Annotated in this window: 15 protein-coding genes; 12 read left to right on the top strand and 3 right to left on the bottom strand. The window is 72.3% G+C overall.

Annotated elements, in window-relative coordinates; genetic code table 11:
• Positions 1-109 precede the first annotated feature (109 nt).
• From AC4MBH_RS06260 to AC4MBH_RS06245, 4 genes are all read left to right on the top strand, one after another.
• Positions 110-688, top strand: coding sequence for a TerD family protein (locus AC4MBH_RS06260; RefSeq protein ID WP_491793556.1), 579 nt, complete (start codon positions 110-112; stop codon positions 686-688).
• 114 nt (positions 689-802) lie between these two features.
• Positions 803-1,384 carry a TerD family protein gene (locus tag AC4MBH_RS06255; protein WP_491793554.1) on the top strand — a complete coding sequence of 194 codons (582 nt, stop codon included), beginning with the start codon at positions 803-805 and terminating at the stop codon, positions 1,382-1,384.
• Between the two features lie 45 nt (positions 1,385-1,429).
• Positions 1,430-2,605 (top strand): DUF475 domain-containing protein, encoded by a 1,176-nt coding sequence (locus tag AC4MBH_RS06250; RefSeq protein ID WP_491793553.1) that lies wholly within the window; start codon positions 1,430-1,432, stop codon positions 2,603-2,605.
• Positions 2,606-2,693: 88 nt separating this feature from the next.
• The gene (locus tag AC4MBH_RS06245; RefSeq protein ID WP_491793551.1) at positions 2,694-3,908 is read left to right on the top strand and encodes a hypothetical protein; all 1,215 of its coding nucleotides are present in this window, start codon (positions 2,694-2,696) and stop codon (positions 3,906-3,908) included.
• Positions 3,909-4,081: 173 nt separating this feature from the next.
• Here AC4MBH_RS06245 and AC4MBH_RS06240 read toward each other — a convergent pair whose 3' ends face one another.
• Entirely contained in the window at positions 4,082-4,657 is a 576-nt protein-coding gene (locus AC4MBH_RS06240; protein WP_491793549.1) for a TerD family protein, read from the bottom strand.
• 123 nt (positions 4,658-4,780) lie between these two features.
• Here AC4MBH_RS06240 and AC4MBH_RS06235 point away from each other — a divergent pair, with 123 nt between their 5' ends.
• The 8 genes from AC4MBH_RS06235 (at position 4,781) to AC4MBH_RS06200 (ending at position 14,700) form a co-directional block, all read left to right on the top strand.
• Positions 4,781-5,965: an HpcH/HpaI aldolase/citrate lyase family protein gene (locus AC4MBH_RS06235; protein ID WP_491793547.1), complete on the top strand. Its 1,185-nt coding sequence runs from the start codon at positions 4,781-4,783 to the stop codon at positions 5,963-5,965.
• Entirely contained in the window at positions 5,962-7,188 is a 1,227-nt protein-coding gene (locus tag AC4MBH_RS06230) for a phosphoribosyltransferase family protein (protein ID WP_491793545.1), read from the top strand. The genes AC4MBH_RS06235 and AC4MBH_RS06230 overlap by 4 nt, the downstream gene beginning before the upstream one ends.
• Positions 7,188-8,309, top strand: a complete 1,122-nt coding sequence (locus AC4MBH_RS06225; protein ID WP_491793543.1) for a cysteine protease StiP family protein — start codon at positions 7,188-7,190, stop codon at positions 8,307-8,309. Before AC4MBH_RS06230 ends, AC4MBH_RS06225 begins: the two co-directional genes overlap by 1 nt.
• 7 nt (positions 8,310-8,316) lie before the next feature.
• On the top strand, positions 8,317-9,093 hold the full coding sequence (locus tag AC4MBH_RS06220) for a Cof-type HAD-IIB family hydrolase (protein ID WP_491793542.1): 777 nt from the start codon (positions 8,317-8,319) through the stop codon (positions 9,091-9,093).
• A gap of 81 nt (positions 9,094-9,174) precedes the next feature.
• Positions 9,175-10,260 (top strand): WD40/YVTN/BNR-like repeat-containing protein, encoded by a 1,086-nt coding sequence (locus AC4MBH_RS06215; RefSeq protein ID WP_491793540.1) that lies wholly within the window; start codon positions 9,175-9,177, stop codon positions 10,258-10,260.
• Positions 10,261-10,521: 261 nt separating this feature from the next.
• A complete protein-coding gene (rpsO, locus tag AC4MBH_RS06210; RefSeq protein WP_491793538.1) occupies positions 10,522-10,797 on the top strand; it encodes a 30S ribosomal protein S15 in 276 nt (91 codons plus the stop codon).
• A 294-nt stretch (positions 10,798-11,091) separates the two neighbouring features.
• Positions 11,092-13,320 carry a polyribonucleotide nucleotidyltransferase gene (locus tag AC4MBH_RS06205; protein ID WP_491793536.1) on the top strand — a complete coding sequence of 743 codons (2,229 nt, stop codon included), beginning with the start codon at positions 11,092-11,094 and terminating at the stop codon, positions 13,318-13,320.
• A 72-nt stretch (positions 13,321-13,392) separates the two neighbouring features.
• Complete coding sequence (locus tag AC4MBH_RS06200; RefSeq protein ID WP_491793534.1) at positions 13,393-14,700, top strand: M16 family metallopeptidase; 1,308 nt, start codon at positions 13,393-13,395, stop codon at positions 14,698-14,700.
• A gap of 10 nt (positions 14,701-14,710) precedes the next feature.
• Here AC4MBH_RS06200 and AC4MBH_RS06195 read toward each other — a convergent pair whose 3' ends face one another.
• Together AC4MBH_RS06195 and AC4MBH_RS06190 are read right to left on the bottom strand one after the other, a co-directional pair.
• Entirely contained in the window at positions 14,711-16,243 is a 1,533-nt protein-coding gene (locus AC4MBH_RS06195; RefSeq protein WP_491793533.1) for an outer membrane protein assembly factor BamB family protein, read from the bottom strand.
• A 1-nt stretch (position 16,244) separates the two neighbouring features.
• Positions 16,245-16,760, bottom strand: coding sequence for a class I SAM-dependent methyltransferase (locus AC4MBH_RS06190; RefSeq protein ID WP_491793532.1), 516 nt, complete (start codon positions 16,758-16,760; stop codon positions 16,245-16,247).
• Positions 16,761-16,808: the final 48 nt, after the last annotated feature.

Genomic DNA, 16,808 nt, shown 5'->3' with positions numbered 1-16,808 from the left:
CACCCCCGGGCGTCCACGGCGAGTGCCTCGACGCTGCCCACCGGCTTCGGGTGGGCGCGAACGGGTACGGTCCCGAGCACCACCGATCCGACGTAGATGGAGGACCGCGATGTCTGTGTCCCTGAACAAGGGCGGCAACGTCAGCCTGAGCAAGATCGCCCCCAGCCTCACCGCCGTGACCATCGGCCTGGGCTGGGACACCCGCCTGACGGCGGGCGCCGACTTCGACCTCGACGCCAGTGCCCTGGTCTGCGGGCAGGACGGGCGGGTCCTCGACGACAGCCACTTCGTCTTCTACAACAACCTGCGCTCCCCGGACGGCACGGTCGAGCACACCGGCGACAACCTCACCGGCGAGGGCGAGGGCGACGACGAGTCCGTCAACGTCGACCTGCAGGGCATGTCGGCGCAGGTCGACAAGATCGTCTTCCCGGTCTCCATCCACGACGCCGACGCGCGCCGGCAGTCCTTCGGCCAGGTCACCAACGCCTTCATCCGGGTCGTCGACCGTGCCACCGGCACCGAGCTGGCCCGCTACGACCTGTCCGAGGACGCCTCCAGCGAGACGGCGATGCTCTTCGGCGAGCTCTACCGCCGCGACGGCGAGTGGAAGTTCCGCGCGATCGGTCAGGGCTACGCCTCGGGGCTGGCCGGGATCGCCCGCGACTACGGCGTCAACGTCGGCTGAGACCGACCTACCGTCCGACCACCGGACCCCGTGGAGGCGGGGATCGCGCACCAGCCTGGACTCGTTTGTAGTGTTACCTCCGCAACCCACACACCGACCCGAAGGATGATCGACATGGTAGTGAGCCTGAGCAAGGGCGGAAACGTCTCCCTGACCAAGGAGGCCGGGCCCGCCGGACTCAACAAGGTGCTCGTCGGCCTCGGCTGGGACGTGCGCACCACCACCGGTCAGGACTTCGACCTCGACGCCTCCGCGCTGTCCTGCGGCGCCGACGGCAAGGTCGTCACCGACCAGCACTTCATCTTCTACAACAACCTCACCTCGCCCGACGGCTTCGTCGTCCACCAGGGCGACAACCGCACCGGTGAGGGCGAGGGCGACGACGAGGTCGTCGAGGTCGACCTGGCCGGCATGGGTGCCGACGTCGACAAGGTCGTCTTCGCCGTCTCGATCGACCAGGCTGACGCCCGCGGGCAGAACTTCGGCCAGGTGACCGGCGCCTTCATCCGCGTCGTCGACGCCAACAACGGCACCGAGCTCGCCCGCTACGACCTCTCCGAGGACGCCTCCAGCGAGACCGCCATGGTCTTCGGCGAGCTCTACCGCAACGCCGCCGAGTGGAAGTTCCGCGCCATCGGCCAGGGCTACGCCTCCGGCCTCGCCGGCATCGTGCGCGACTACGGCGTGAACCTCTGACGGTCGCGACCGTCGCCCTCTCCCAACTGACAGTGAGCTGAACCTGTGGAACTGCTGAAGGCCCTTCGCTGGTCTTTCCTGATCACCCTGATCGGCCTCGCGGTCGCGTTCTGGTACGACACCTGGACGGGGTTGTCGATCACCGCCATCCTGATCGTCCTCGAGGTCTCGCTCTCGTTCGACAACGCCGTCGTCAACGCCAAGGTGTTGACCCGGATGTCGGAGTTCTGGCGGACGATCTTCCTGACCGTCGGCATCCTCATCGCCGTCTTCGGCATGCGGCTGCTGTTCCCGTTGGTGATCGTGTTCGTCACGGCCAACCTCGGGCCGGTCGAGGCGTGGGAGCTGGCACTGGAGAAGGGCAACCCGGAGACCCCGGGCACCTACGGCTACATCCTCGAAGAGGCAGAGCCGCTCATCGCGGCCTTCGGTGGCATGTTCCTGCTGATGATCTTCCTCGACTTCGTCTTCGACGAGGACAAGGAGCACCACTGGTTCGGTCCGGTGGAGCGGGCGATGTCCAGGGCCGCAGCCTTCCCCGCGGTCTCGGTGCTGGTCGCCCTGATCTGGCTCTTCACGTTCTCGCGGATCTTCTCCGAGGACGCCGAGGACCTGATGCTCGCCGGGGTCTTCGGCATCATCCTCTACCTGTTGGTCGGTGGCCTCGGTGACTTCTTCGAGGGCGGACTGGAGGTCGAGGACGACGACGACCTCGGTCACAACCCGCCGGTACCGGCCGGCGCGACCCCGGGCGGTGGCACGGGTGCGAGCGGCACCGACCGCGGTACCCAGACCAAGTCGCGCAGCACCGGCAAGGAGGTCGGCGCCGTGGCGCTGGCGACGGGCAAGGCGGGGTTCTCGCTGTTCCTCTACCTCGAGCTGCTCGACGCGTCGTTCAGCTTCGACGGCGTGATCGGCGCGTTCGCGATCACGTCCGACCCGATCATCATCGCGATCGGTCTCGGTGTCGGCGCGTTCTACGTCCGGTCGATCACGATCTACCTGGTGCACCAGGGAACGTTGAGCGAGTACGTGTTCCTCGAGCACGGCGCGCACTGGGCGATCGGCGCCCTGGCGTTCCTGCTGTTCGCCAACCTCGGGCTCCACGTCCCCGAGGTGGTCACCGGGCTGATCGGCGTCGGGTTCATCCTGGCCGCGCTGTGGTCGAGCGTCCGTTACAACAGGTCGCACGCCGACGAGGACCACACGCTGCACGTGTAGCCCTCCGCAGCACCCGTTCCGACGTCGGCCCGTCCCTCTCGCAGAGGGGCGGGCCGACGTCGTTGCCGCGACTCGTACGATGACGAACGTGGCGAGTCGCACCCCGGAGTCGCAGCGCGAGGCGACCCGGAGCGCGCTCGACCAGCTGATGGAGGACTTCCGTCACCTCGACCACGCCCAGCGCACCCTGCGCGGCATGGTCGAGAGCTTCCAGGCCTACCTGCCCGAGCGGGCGGCGTCCTCGGGCCTGGTCCCGCGGTTCCGGGTGCTCGACCAGGAGGCCGAGCGGCTGATCGGGGAGTACCTCACCACCCTCGACCAGCACCCCTACGACGAGACCCTCGACCAGCGGAGCCTCGGCGACGCGCACCGCGCCTACGCCGACGTGGGGCCCCGGCTCGCCCGGCACGCCGCGGCGCTCGACCAGGTCGTCGCCGACTACGACGCCGAGCTGACCCGCATCGGCCGGGCCGTCCAGCGGGCGCGCGAGCTGCGGGAGGTCGCGGCCGGCCAGGCGCGGCGGGTCGCCGACGCCGCGACGGTCCTGCGCCAGACCGGGCTCGAGGCCCCCGAGCTCAACGGCCTCCTGGCCCGCACCCGCACGGCCGCCCTGGTGGCCAGCGACTGGCAGCCGGCGACCGGGCTCCCCGCCCTCGAGCAGGCCGCCGCCGAGCTCGAGGAGGTGGCCGCGGCCGTCGAGCAGCTCGCAGCCGACTACCCGCAGCGGGTCGCCAAGGCACCCACCCGTCGTACGTCGTTGCGCACCGCGGTCGACGCCGTCGAGTCCCGCTTCGACCGGATGCACGACGACCTCGCCGCACTGCGCCGCGAGTTCAGCCTGGGCAACTGGGACGACCTCGACTCCACCGAGGACTCGGTGCGCCAGCACCTGGCCGCCGCCCGCAGCCGGCTCCACGACTTCGACCGGCTCGTCGACGCCGGCGCCGAGTGGTCGTTGCCGCTGCGCCTGCTGGAGGAGGCGCGCGTCGAGCTCGACGCCGCCAAGGCCGAGGTCGCCGCCCCCGGCGAGCGGCTGGCCGCCCTGCGCGGGGTCAAGGCCGACCCCGAGGAGGTCATGCGCAAGGTCCGCTTCCGGCTCCGCGACGCCCAGCTGATGGTGGTCAACACCCCCAAGCCCGGCGCCGACGCCGTCGCCCGCGACCTCGACGCCCTCGCCCGCCGCCTCGACGGCCTCCGCTCGGGCCTGCGCGGCACCCACCCCGACTACTGGGCGCTGCTGCAGGAGGGCGACCGGATCACCGACGCCGTCACGCGGCAGGTCGAGCGGTTCCGGGGGCTGTAGCGGATCCGGGCCCGGGCGGGCACCGGGCGGGGCGCGAGTAACTCACCGTCCGCCCGACTCACCCGCCCGAATTCGGGCGGGTAGGTCCACCGGACGGTGAGTTACTCGCGAGCCCGCCACCGCAGCGGCAGAATCCCCGGCCAGCCGGGGAGTCCGCCGGAGGCCGACCAGACCTACAACGTGACGCCGTAGTTGCTGATGATCCCCTGCAGGCCGGAGGCGTAGCCCTGGCCGATGGCGCGGAACTTCCACTCCGGGCCGTTGCGGTAGAGCTCGCCGAAGACCATGGCGGTCTCGGTGGAGGCGTCCTCGGTGAGGTCGTAGCGGGCGAGCTCGGAGCCGTTGGCCTGGTCCAGCACGCGGATGTAGGCGTTCTTGACCTGGCCGAAGCTCTGGCCGCGCTGGAGGCCGTCGTGGATGGTGACGCTGAAGACCACCTTGTCGGTCTGGGGGGTCAGCTGCGCGAGGGCGACGTCGACCACCTCGTCGTCACCGGCGACAGCGCCGTCACGGATGTCGCCGGCGTGCCGCACGGTGCCCTCGGGGGAGGCCAGGTTGTTGTAGAAGATGAAGTGCTGGTCGGAGAGCACCTTGTCGTTCGGCCCGCACACCAGGGCGCTGGCGTCGAGGTCGAAGTCGGCGCCGTCGGTGGTCCGTGCGTCCCAGCCCAGGCCGACCCGCACCGCCTGCAGCGAGGGGGCGATCTTGGTCAGGCTGACGTTGCCGCCCTTGGACAGCGAAACGGGCATGGGTGCTCCTCGGTGCTCGGGGACTGTTGGGCTGCACGTTACTCGGGAGGAGTTGTGTAGATGCCTGCTCGTCCTATCCTGTCCCGAACCTCCGGACTCGTCTCCTGCGCGTCCGTTCCCCACATGGAGAGGCGGGACGACGTCGTGCGACAGTTCCACTTCCTCGACCCGGTCGACCGGGCTCGACTCTTCCACCGCGAGCCGGCAGATCTCGGCCGCGACGACTCCCTCGGCGTGCTCGCGCACGCCCTCGGTGCCACGCTCTACATCCCGGCCAACCGCGACGAGCTGGCGGCCGACGTCCTGCGGGTCGCGCGCCTGGGGGTCGGCAGCTGCGTGGTGTGCCTCGAGGACTCGATCCCCGACAACGCCGTCGAGTACGCCGTCACCCACGTCGCCGACCAGCTCGCCCGGCTGCGGGGTCGCGACGACCTGCCGTTGGTGTTCGTGCGCGTCCGCACCCCCGAGCAGCCGGGGCAGCTGGCCGCGCTGATGGGCGAGGCCGCCGACGTCATCGACGGCTTCGTGCTGCCCAAGTTCTCCACGCTGCACGGTCCCGAGTTCCTCGACGCCGTCGGCGACTGCGAGCGCGTCGTCGGCCGCCGGCTGATGGTGATGCCGGTGATCGAGACCCCCGAGGTGATGTACCGCGAGACCCGCATCGAGGAGCTCCTCGGCATGCGTGCGCTGCTCGCCAAGCACGCCGACCGCGTGCTCGCGGTGCGCATCGGCGCGACCGACATGGCCTCGGTCTTCGCGCTGCGCCGCCCCCGCGACCTCACCATCTACGACGTCCGGATCATCGCCGGCGCCGTCGCCGACGTCGTCAACGTGCTCGGCCGGCCCGGTGGGCACGCCGTCACCGGCCCGGTGTGGGAGTACTTCACCGCGCCCGACCGCCTCTTCAAGCCGCAGCTGCGCGAGTCGCCGTTCGTCCGCAACGACGACCGCGAGCTGCGCGCCCGGTTGCTGGCCCGCGACCTCGACGGCCTGATCCGCGAGGTGCTGCTCGACCGCGCCAACGGCCTGGTCGGCAAGACCGTCATCCACCCCAGCCACGTGCCGGTCGTGCACGCGCTGTCCGTGGTCTCCCACGAGGAGTACGACGACGCGCAGGACGTGCTGTCGGCCAAGGAGGAGGGCGGCGGCGTCACGCGGTCGTCGTACCGGAACAAGATGAACGAGGCCAACCCCCACCTGGCCTGGGCCCAGCAGTGCCTGCTGCGCGCCGAGGTGTTCGGCGTCGCCGCGCCCGACGTCACCTTCGTCGACCTGCTGGCCGCGGCCACCGAGGAGACGCGCCTGTGAGCGGACCCCGCACCGTGTGGCCGGGGGAGTGGGTCTGCGAGCACGCCGGCGTCGAGCTGGTCACCCGTCCCGGCAGCGCGCCGGTCGACGACCTCGTCGGCCTGGCCGTACGGCGCAACCCGCGCCGCGTCCACCTCGTCGTGAGCACCGTGCTCGCCAAGCACGTCCCGGTGTCGCCGTCGGTCGCGCGCCGGCACGGCTCCGACCTCGGGGCACTCGCCGAGGCCGCGCTGGGCGGCACCCGCGCCGAGCTGGTGCTGGGCTACGCCGAGACCGCCACCGGTCTCGGCCACCTGGTCGCCGACCGGCTCGGCGCCACCGCGATCCACTCCACCCGGCGCCCGGGGTGGTCGGCGCTGAGCTTCGAGGAGGAGCACAGCCACGCCACCACCCACCGGCTCCAGCCCCGCGACCCCGACCTGCTGCGCGGCACCGGCCCACTGGTCCTGGTCGACGACGAGCTGACCACCGGCCGCACGATCCTCAACACCGTCCGCGAGCTGCACGCGATCTCCCCGCGACCGGCCTACGTCGTCGCCGCGCTGGTCGACCTGCGCCCCGACGAGGCCCACGCCACCGCCGACCGGGTCGCCGCCGAGCTCGGCACGTCGATCACCTTCGTCTCACTGCTGCAGGGCGAGGTCCGCAGCACCCACGAGCCCGACGCCGACGTCCGCGACGCCGTCGCGACCGACGGGCCCCTCCCGACGCCCGGTCCCGAGCGCGCGTCCGAGGTGGCCACGACCTACGCCTGGCCCGCCGGCGTGCCCGACGGTGGCCGGCACGGGCTGGGTCCGGCCGACGCCGACGGCTTCGAGGCCGCGGTCAGCGCCCTGGCCACCGAGGTCGGCGACCTCGCCGCGGGCGCGAGCAGCGTGCACGTGCTCGGCACCGAGGAGCTGATGTACCTCCCGCACCGCATCGCCGAGCACCTGGAGGCGACCCGCCCGGCACTGGCGGTCACCGTCTCGTCGACCACCCGGTCCCCGGTCGTCGTCCGTGACGACCCGGCGTACGCCGTGCGCCACGGCATCACCTTCCCGCCCCACGACGGCGCGGACGACGCCAAGCCCCGCTTCGCCTACAACCTCGAGGACGGCCGCTTCGACGCGATCGTGCTCGTCGTCGACGACGCCACGCCGGCCGACGGGGCGGTCGAGCTGCGCGCGGCCCTGCGCGGGCTCTGCGACCGCCTGGTCGTGGCCCGGGTCGGCGGCGCCTGATGCCGACCCCGCTGCACGGTCCGGCGTTCGGGTCCTACCCGGCCGACGACGTCACCTGGCTGCTCAAGGACCTCAGCCACGCCGCCCTCGAGGCGCCGGTCGAGGAACGCGAGGAGGCCATCCAGGCCGGGCGCGCCCACTACGCCGAGTCGCTGCCGGTGGAGTACCAGCCCAGCGACGACTACTACGCGCTGTTCGACAAGGCGCTGTCCGAGCAGGCCCGGCGGGTCGCCCTCGCGGCCGCCACCCTCGTGCACCTGGTCGTCGACCTGCGCGGGCCCGACGCCGTCCTGGTGTCCCTGGCACGCGCCGGCACCCCGATCGGGATCCTGCTGCGCCGCTACGCCCGCCGGCTCGGGCTCGACCTGCCGCACTACACGATGTCGATCGTCCGTGGCCGCGGCCTCGACGCGGTCGCGCTCCAGCACCTCGCCGGGCAGCACGACCCCGGCGACGTCGTCTTCGTCGACGGCTGGACCGGCAAGGGGGCGATCTCGCGCGAGCTCACCGCGGCCTGCGCCGAGATGGAGCAGCGGCTCGGGCTGCGCTTCGACCCGTCGCTGGCCGTGCTCGCCGACCCCGGCAGCAGCACCGAGGTCTACGGCACCCGCGACGACTTCCTGATCCCCTCGGCCTGCCTCAACTCCACCGTCTCGGGGCTGGTCTCGCGCACGGTGCTCAACGACCGGCTGATCGGCCCCGACGACTTCCACGGCGCCAAGTTCTACGCCGAGCTCGCCCCCGCCGACGTGTCGATGCAGTACGTCGAGACCGTCGAGTCGCACTTCGACGCCGTCGCCGCCGACGCCCGCGCCGAGGCGACCCGGCTGCTCGCAGCCGACCGCGCCCCGACGTGGTCGGGGTGGGCGGCGGTCGAGGAGGTCAGCGCGGCCTACGGCATCGGCGACGTCAACCTGGTCAAGCCCGGCGTCGGCGAGACCACGCGGGTGCTGCTGCGACGCGTGCCCTGGCGCGTGCTGGTGCACCCCGACCGGCGCCACGAGCTCGGCCACGTCGAGCTGCTCGCCGAGCAGCGCGGCGTCCCCGTCGAGGTGGTCGACGACCTGGCCTACTCCTCGATGGGCCTGATCCACCCCAAGTTCGCCCGGACCGAGTCGTGAGGACCCCATGATCGCCAGCGACATCGACCGCACCCTGCTGTGGTCGCACAAGCGGATCGGCGACGTGCCGCTGGAGTCCCTGGAGTGCCTCGAGGTGCTCGACGGACGCGACTGGGCCTACGTCACCAAGCGGGCGTGGGACGCGCTCGTCGAGGCCGCCGCCGCCGAGCTCGTGCTCTGCACCACGCGGACGCCGGCCCAGGTGCTGCGGCTGCGGCTGCCGACGTACCGCCGCATCCTGTGCCTCAACGGCGGGGTGCTCCTCGTCGACGGCGAGCCGGACGCCGAGCACGCGCGCGCCACCGCCGAGCTCGTCGCGCAGCGCCGGCCGATGGCCGAGTTCACCCAGCGCGTCGCCCACCTCGTCGAGGCGCCCCACGTGCGCAGCCTGCGCGACGCCGACGGCGCCTTCGGCTACTTCCTGCTCAACGGCGAACCGGTCGAGGCCGCGTGGGTCGAGGAGCTCGAGGCGATCGCGGGTGAGGACGGCTGGCGGCTGACGCACGAGCAGACCAAGGTCTACGCGATGCCCGACACGCTCACCAAGGAGGCTGGCCTCGCCCGCCTCTGCGAGCTCGACGGCGGCGAGCTGGTCGCCGCGGCCGGCGACTCCATCCTCGACGAGGGCATGCTCCGGATGGCCCGCCACGCGCTCGTGCCACGGGGTGCCTACCTCGAGTCGCACGGCTGGGACGGCCCGGTCACCGAGGCCACCGGCGTGCTCGCCGGCGAGGAGATCGCGCTCTGGCTGCTCGAGCACGCGGATCCCGCACCGCGGCGATGAGTACCCCGGCCCGGGCCGGTCAGTCCTCCTGACGCACTCCGTCACCGGGGCGCGCGGACGCATCGACCCGAGGAGGACCTGATGGGCACGGTACTGATGGTGGGGACCCGCAAGGGCCTGTGGATCGCGACGTCGGACGACGCCCGGCAGGACTGGTCGGTCACCGGCCCGCACCACGACATGGAGGAGGTCTACTCCTGCCTGGTCGACGGCCGCGCCGGCGGTACGCCGCGGCTGCTGGCCGGCGCGTCGTCGTCGTGGTTCGGGCCGCAGGTGCGCTGGTCCGACGACCTCGGCGCCACCTGGCAGGAGACGCCCGGCGGCGGCATCCGCTTCGAGGAGGGCCAGGGCGCCACGGTCGAGCGGGTCTGGCAGCTCACGCCGGGCATCGAGCCCGACGTCGTGTGGGCCGGCACCGAGCCCGGGGCTGTGTGGCGCTCGGCCGACGGCGGCCGCACCTTTGCGCTGGTCCGCGGTCTCTGGGACCACCCGCACCGCCCCGAGTGGGGCGCCGGCTACGGCGGCCAGGCGTTCCACACGATCCTGCCCCACCCCACCGACCCCGCCTCGATCACCGTCGCGATCTCCTCCGGTGGCGTCTACCAGACCGCCGACGGCGGCGAGACCTGGGAGGCGCGCAACGAGGGCATCCGCGCGGAGTTCCTCCCCGAGGGCCAGCAGTTCCCGGAGTTCGGCCAGTGCGTGCACAAGATCGACCGGCACCCCGACCGGCCCGAGCGGCTCTTCCTGCAGAACCACGGCGGCGTCTACCGCTCCGACGACCACGCCGCGACCTGGCAGTCGATCGCCGACGGGCTGCCCGCCGACTTCGGGTTCCCGGCCGTGGTCGACCCGCACGACGCCGACACGGTCTACGTGTTCCCGCTCGAGGGCAGCGGCCGCCGCTACCCACCCGAGGCCCGCGCCGGCGTCTGGCGCTCCCAGGACGCCGGCACCACCTGGGCGACGTTCGGGGAGGGCCTGCCCGACCCCTGCTACGTCGGCGTGATGCGCGACGCGATGTGGGCCGACGACCACGACCCGGTCGGGCTCTACGTCGGCGCCCGCAACGGGGCGGTCTGGGCCTCGACCGACGCCGAGCGCACCTGGCGGCCCGTCGTGGCGAACCTCCCCGACGTGATGGTGGTGCGCGCGGCTCGCTACTGATCTCGATGACGCGAGCGCGTCGTCCGTGCCCCTGTCGGCGCCGCATCGTCGTGCTGGTGGCCCGGCCGCGTGGCGGCGCCGCCACGCGCGGCCGCCGCGCTGCCGCGCTGCCGCGCTGGATGGTGCGGGTGGGCCGGGTTTTGGGGTGGCGCCGCGCCCGACGGTATGTTTCACGGTGCCGTGCAACGGCCGCGGAATCGAGTGCCCGGGAGAACAGGCCCCGGCGCGCCGCGCAGCGAGTACATACCAGGAGGAGCCGCCATGTCCGTCGGGACCGACGCAGCGACGAAGAACAAGATCATCGCCGAGTACGCCACGACCGAGGGCGACACCGGCTCGCCCGAGGTGCAGATCGCGTTGCTCAGCCACCGCATCGCCCACCTCACCGACCACCTCAAGACGCACAAGCACGACCACCACAGCCGTCGTGGTCTGCTGCTGCTCGTCGGCCAGCGCCGGCGGTTGCTCAACTACCTGCGCAAGACCGACATCGCGCGATACCGCTCGATCATCGAGCGCCTCGGTCTGCGCCGCTGACGTCGCCGTCGGGATCCACCACCTGGTGGGTCCCGACGTCTGCGTTCCGGGGGCTCACGCCCCCTCGCACCACCACAACTGAACACCCACACACAGGAGCGATCCGCGCCACCGTCCGGCCCGGTCCTCGGTAGTGATCTTCAGGAGCACGAGCGTCGTCCGACGCCGGGCCTGCGGGTCTCGATCGAAGATCGGCCCACCGCCCGGCCTCCACCTCGTCCCGGACCTCCGGGGCGCCGGAGCCCGGCTCGTGCGCGGGACTCGCGGATCGCACCGCGAACAAAAGGATCAGACGTGACAGAACCCGTCATCAGTGCTGTCGAGACCGTTCTCGACAACGGCAAGTTCGGCACCCGCACCGTCAAGTTCGAGACCGGCCTGCTGGCCCGTCAGGCCGCCGGTTCGGTGACCGCCTACCTCGACGACGAGACGATGCTGCTCTCGGCCACCACGGCCGGCAAGCACCCCAAGGACCACTTCGACTTCTTCCCCCTGACGATCGACGTCGAGGAGCGGATGTACGCCGTGGGCCAGATCCCCGGCTCGTTCTTCCGGTCCGAGGGTCGGCCCGGCGAGGACGCGATCCTCACCTGCCGCCTCATCGACCGCCCGCTGCGGCCGACGTTCAAGAAGGGCCTGCGCAACGAGGTCCAGGTCGTCATCACCGTGATGTCGCTCGACCCCGACCAGCCCTACGACGTCCTGGCGATCAACGCCGCGTCGCTGTCCACGCAACTGTCCGGCCTGCCGTTCTCCGGCCCCGTCGGCGGCGTCCGCGTCGCCTTCATCGAGGGTCAGTGGGTCGCGTTCCCGAGCCACAGCCAGCTCGAGAGCGCCACCTTCGACATGGTCGTCGCGGGTCGGGTCACCGACTCCGGCGACGTCGCGATCATGATGGTCGAGGCCGAGGCCCCCGAGAACACCTACGAGCTCGTCGCCGGCGGCGCCACCCCGCCGTCGGAGGAGATCGTGGCCAGCGGCCTCGACGCCGCCAAGCCGTTCATCAAGCAGCTGTGCGAGGCCCAGGCCGAGCTGGCCAAGGGTGCCGCGAAGCCCGTCCAGGACTTCCCGGTCTTCCTCGACTTCGAGGACGACGTCTACGACGCCGTCCACGCCGCGGTCGCCCCCCAGACCTCCGAGGCCCTGGCCATCGCCGGCAAGCAGGAGCGCGACGAGAAGCTCGACGACGTCAAGGCGTCGCTGCTCGAGCAGGTCGGCGCCCAGTTCGAGGGCCGCGAGAAGGAGATCGGTGCCGCCTTCAAGTCGGTCACCAAGAACCTGATGCGCGAGCGCGTGCTGCGCGACAAGATCCGCATGGACGGCCGCGGGCTGGCCGACATCCGAGCCCTGCACGCCGAGGTCGGCGTCATCCCGCGGGTGCACGGCTCGGCGCTGTTCGAGCGCGGCGAGACCCAGATCCTGGGTGTCACCACGCTCAACATGCTCAAGCTCGAGCAGCAGCTCGACACGCTGAGCCCCGAGAAGCACCGCCGCTACATGCACAAGTACGTCTTCCCGCCGTTCTCCACCGGCGAGACCGGCCGGGTCGGCTCGCCCAAGCGCCGCGAGGTCGGCCACGGCGCGCTCGCGCGCCGGGCGCTGCTGCCGGTGCTGCCGAGCCGCGAGGAGTTCCCCTACGCGATCCGCCAGCTCTCCGAGGCGATGGGCTCCAACGGCTCGACGTCGATGGGCTCGGTCTGCGCCGCGACGCTGTCGCTGCTCCAGGCCGGTGTGCCGCTCAAGGCCTCGGTCGCCGGCATCGCGATGGGCCTCATCTCCGGCGAGGTCGACGGCGAGACCAAGTACGTCGCGCTGACCGACATCCTCGGTGCCGAGGACGCGATGGGCGACATGGACTTCAAGGTCGCCGGCACCCGCGAGTTCGTGACCGCGCTGCAGCTCGACACCAAGCTCGACGGCATCCCCGCCGAGGTGCTGGCCGCGGCCCTCACCCAGGCCAAGGACGCCCGTCTCGCCATCCTCGACGTGATGGCCGAGGCCATCGACGCCCCCGAGGAGATGTCGGTGCACGCGCCGCGCATCATCACGGTCCGCGTGCCCGTCGACAAGATCGGCGAGGTCATCGGCCCGAAGGGCAAGATCATCAACCAGATCCAGGACGACACGGGCGCGACCCTGTCGATCGAGGACGACGGCACGGTCTACATCGGCGCGACCAACGGTGAGGCGGCCGAGGCCGCCCGCGCCGCGGTCAACGCGATCGCCAACCCGACGATGCCCGAGGTCGGCGAGCGCTACCTCGGCACCATCGTGAAGACGACGAACTTCGGTGCGTTCGTCTCGCTGATGCCCGGCAAGGACGGCCTGCTGCACATCACCAAGCTCCGCGGCCTGGTGGGCGGCAAGCGCGTCGAGAACGTCGAGGACGTCGTCTCGGTCGGCCAGAAGATCCAGGTCGAGATCGCCGAGGTCGACGACCGCGGCAAGCTCTCGCTGATCCCGGTCGTCGAGGACGCCGAGGCGCCCGAGGCCGACGCCGAGGGTGGCGACACCGAGGACTGATCCACCCACGCTGACCCGTCGTCCCGGACGGCGGGTCAGCGTGCTTTTTGGCAGGGGTCGAGGATGAGGGACATGCAGAAGGTCGGGACGACGCGCACCTTGTCGACGGTGCGCGACAGCGGGGGAGCGGTGACCTCACGGGTCCGGCGCACCGTGCTGCCGGGCGGGTTGCGGGTGGTCACCGAGCAGATGGCCGGTGCCCGGTCGGCGACGATCGGGGTGTGGGTCGACGTCGGCTCGCGCGACGAGACGACGGCGCTGCACGGCTGCTCGCACTTCCTCGAGCACCTGCTGTTCAAGGGCACCCGCGAGCGGTCGGCGCTCGACATCTCGGTCGCCCTCGACGCCGTGGGCGGCGAGTTCAACGCCTTCACCGCCAAGGAGTACACCTGCTTCCACGCGCGGGTCCTCGACGAGGACCTGCCGCTCGCGGTCGACGTCCTCGGCGACATGATCACCTCCTCGGTGATCACCGACGACGACGTGGAGGCCGAGCGCGAGGTGATCCTCGACGAGATCGCGATGCACGACGACGACCCCGACGACGTCGTGCACAACCTCTTCGCCGAGCAGGCGTGGGGCCCGACCTCGCCGCTGGGGCGCTCGATCGCCGGCACCGTCGAGTCGATCACCGCCCTCGACCGGGGCCGCATCCAGCGCTTCTACCGCCGTCACTACCAGCCGCACCGGATGGTCGTCTCGGTCGCCGGCAGCCTCGACCACGGCACCGTGGTGCGCGACGTGCGCCGGGCGTTCGGCCGCCGCGACTGGCTCGCCGGTGACCGCCCGCCCGCCGAGCCGCGCCGCGGCGCCAAGCGGGTCCGGGTCCACCCCGGTCACGTCGAGACCACCCGGCCCTTCGAGCAGGTCAACGTCGTGCTCGGCATGGAGGCCTTCGGTCGCGACGACGACCGCCGGTTCGCGCTGGGCGTCCTCAACACCGCCCTCGGCGGTGGCACGTCGTCGCGGCTGTTCCAGGAGATCCGCGAGCGCCGCGGCCTGGCCTACTCGGTCTACTCCTTCACGTCCCACCACGCCGACTCCGGCCTGGTCGGGGTCAGCGTCGGCTGCCTGCCGGCCAAGCTCGACGAGGTGCTCGCCACCGTGCGCCTCGAGCTCGCGCGGGTCGCCGCCGACGGCATCACCGAGGAGGAGCTGGTCCGCGGCAAGGGCCAGCTGCGCGGCGGCCTGGTCCTCGGCCTCGAGGACTCCGCCTCGCGGATGATCCGCCTCGGCAAGGCCGAGCTCGTCCACGACGACCTCCTCGAGATCGACGAGGTGATGGCCCGCATCGACGCCGTCACCCTCGACGAGGTGCGCGAGGTCGCCGCCGAGGTCTTCTCGCGCGAGGAGATCCTGGCGGTCGTCGGCCCGTCCTGACCCGGCGCCGTCAGCGCACGGCGACGAAGGTGGTGCCGGAGCCCAGCACCGTGGCCGCGCCCCGCGTGCGGCCGGCCGCGACGTGCTCCACCGCCGCCAGCCCCAGGGCCCACGGGGTGGCGTGCCGCGACGGGACGACCCACCGGCGCCGCCCGTCGCGCAGGCCCACCGCCGCCACCTGCCCGCGCGGGCAGTGCCACAGCTCGTCGCCGACGACCACCGCGGGCCCCAGGTCGGCGGTCCAGGCCTCGCGCCCCCGGTCGTCGACCGCCGTCACCAGGTCGTCGTGCCGGAGCCTGGCGCTGTGCACCTGCGCCTGGACCGCGCCCCGCCGCTGCAGGACGGTCAGACCGGGCTCGCGGTGGAGCGGGGTCAGCAGGTCGGGTCGCTCCCAGAGCACGCGGCCGTCGACCGCCAGCAACCGGCTCGGTGGCCCGTCGGGGCCGCGCCACCGGGTCGTCAGGACGTGGTCGGCGTCCACCGGCACCGACCGGGTCGTGGTCGCCGGACCGGTCGTCGGGTCGGCCCACCGCGGCGGCCGCCGCCCGTCGAGGTCGACGACGAGCAGGGGCCCCCGTCCGTCGTCCTGCCGGACCCGGAGGAAGCACCGGCCGCGGTCGGCGGCGTACCCCCCGACCTCGTGGAGGACGGCGCCGGCCAGCTCGGGGAGGCGGTGCTCGACGGCGGCCACCAGGCGGGGCACGCCGTCGGCGACGTCGGTGTGCAGCACCCGGAGGGACCGGGCGTCCGCCTCTGCCCACCACCACGACCGCGGGGCGACCGAGCCGGGGTGGCGGTCCCACGACGGACGCGGTGCCCGGACCTGGTAGCGGTCGGCGCCGGTGGCCAGGTCGAGACCACGCACCGGCTCGTCGTCACCGAGCGAGACCCGCAGCTGGACGACGCCGTCGGACCGGCCGGTCACCTCCCGCGGCTGGGGGAACGGGCGCGACCACACGGTGTGTCCGTCGCGCGGGTCGTAGCAGGTCAGGCGGTCGTCGGCGTGCCCGAGGAGGAGGCCGGGCTGGGCGAGCAGCACCGTCGGTCCGGACCCCTCGACCGGGACCGACCACCGGACCGCCCCCGTCTCGCCGTCGAGCGCGGTGAGCAGGGTGGTCCCGTCGACGCCGTGCCGCCACAGGGCCTCGGTGTCGACCACCAGCACCTGTCCGTCGTACGCCGCCAGCCCGAGCCGCTGGGCGGTGCTGGTGCCGGTGCACATCGTCCGGGTCCAGAGCAGGGCGGGCGGACCCACGCCGGTCGGACCACGAGGGCCGGGGACCGCCGGGACGCGGTCGAGGTCGTCGTACCGGCCGCTCGCCCGGGTCGCACTCGCCGCCTGCAGCAGGACCACCAGGGCCGTGCGGCACAGCGCGTCCTCGTCGTCGAAGGACGTGGAGACCGGGTCGCCGCGGAAGCTGTAGGTCGTCAGGGTCAGCGGGTCGGCCCGCACGTGCACGTCGCGCTGCTCGCTCATCGGCGGCAGGCCCGCGCGGGCCAGCTCGCGGTCGAGACCGGCGAGGTCGAGACGACCGTCGACCACGTCAGCGGCGGCCGATGATCCCGACGACCGGCGGCTGCTTGTTGTCGACCACCGAGACCCGGAAGCCGCCGCCGCTCAGGGCCGCGGAGGCGCCCTTGACGATGCGCGGGACGTCCTCGGCGATCTTGGTCTCGAAGAACAGGTGGACGGCGCCCCCGGGCAGCACGCGCTCGTGCAGCAGCGCCACCTCGTCGGCGCACTCGCGCACCCAGAACAGGTTGACGTTGAACGCGAACACCTTGGTCAGCCGCTTGACCGGCACCCGGAGCGTCGCGAGGTCGATCTGGCGCACGGTGAGCTTGCCGGCCTTGATCGCGTCGGCGTTGCGGCGCTTGGTGCGGTCGACCCCCGACTCCGACCGGTCGATGGCGAAGAGCTTCCCGGTCTCGAGACGGGAGCAGATGAGCTCGGCTGCGGCCCCCGGTCCGCAGCCGATCTCGAGCACGTGGTCGGCGGGTTGGGGGTCCATGAACTCGACGGCCCACCGGATGCGGGCCGGAATCTGTTGCGCGACCATGCGTCCACCCTGCCAGAACGTCGTCGGGGGTTCACTGACCAACCCCTA

This window comes from Nocardioides sp. WJ219 (assembly GCF_058559815.1).
Note: the sequence above shows the minus strand (reverse complement) of the source record. Positions and strands in the feature narration are given on the sequence as shown.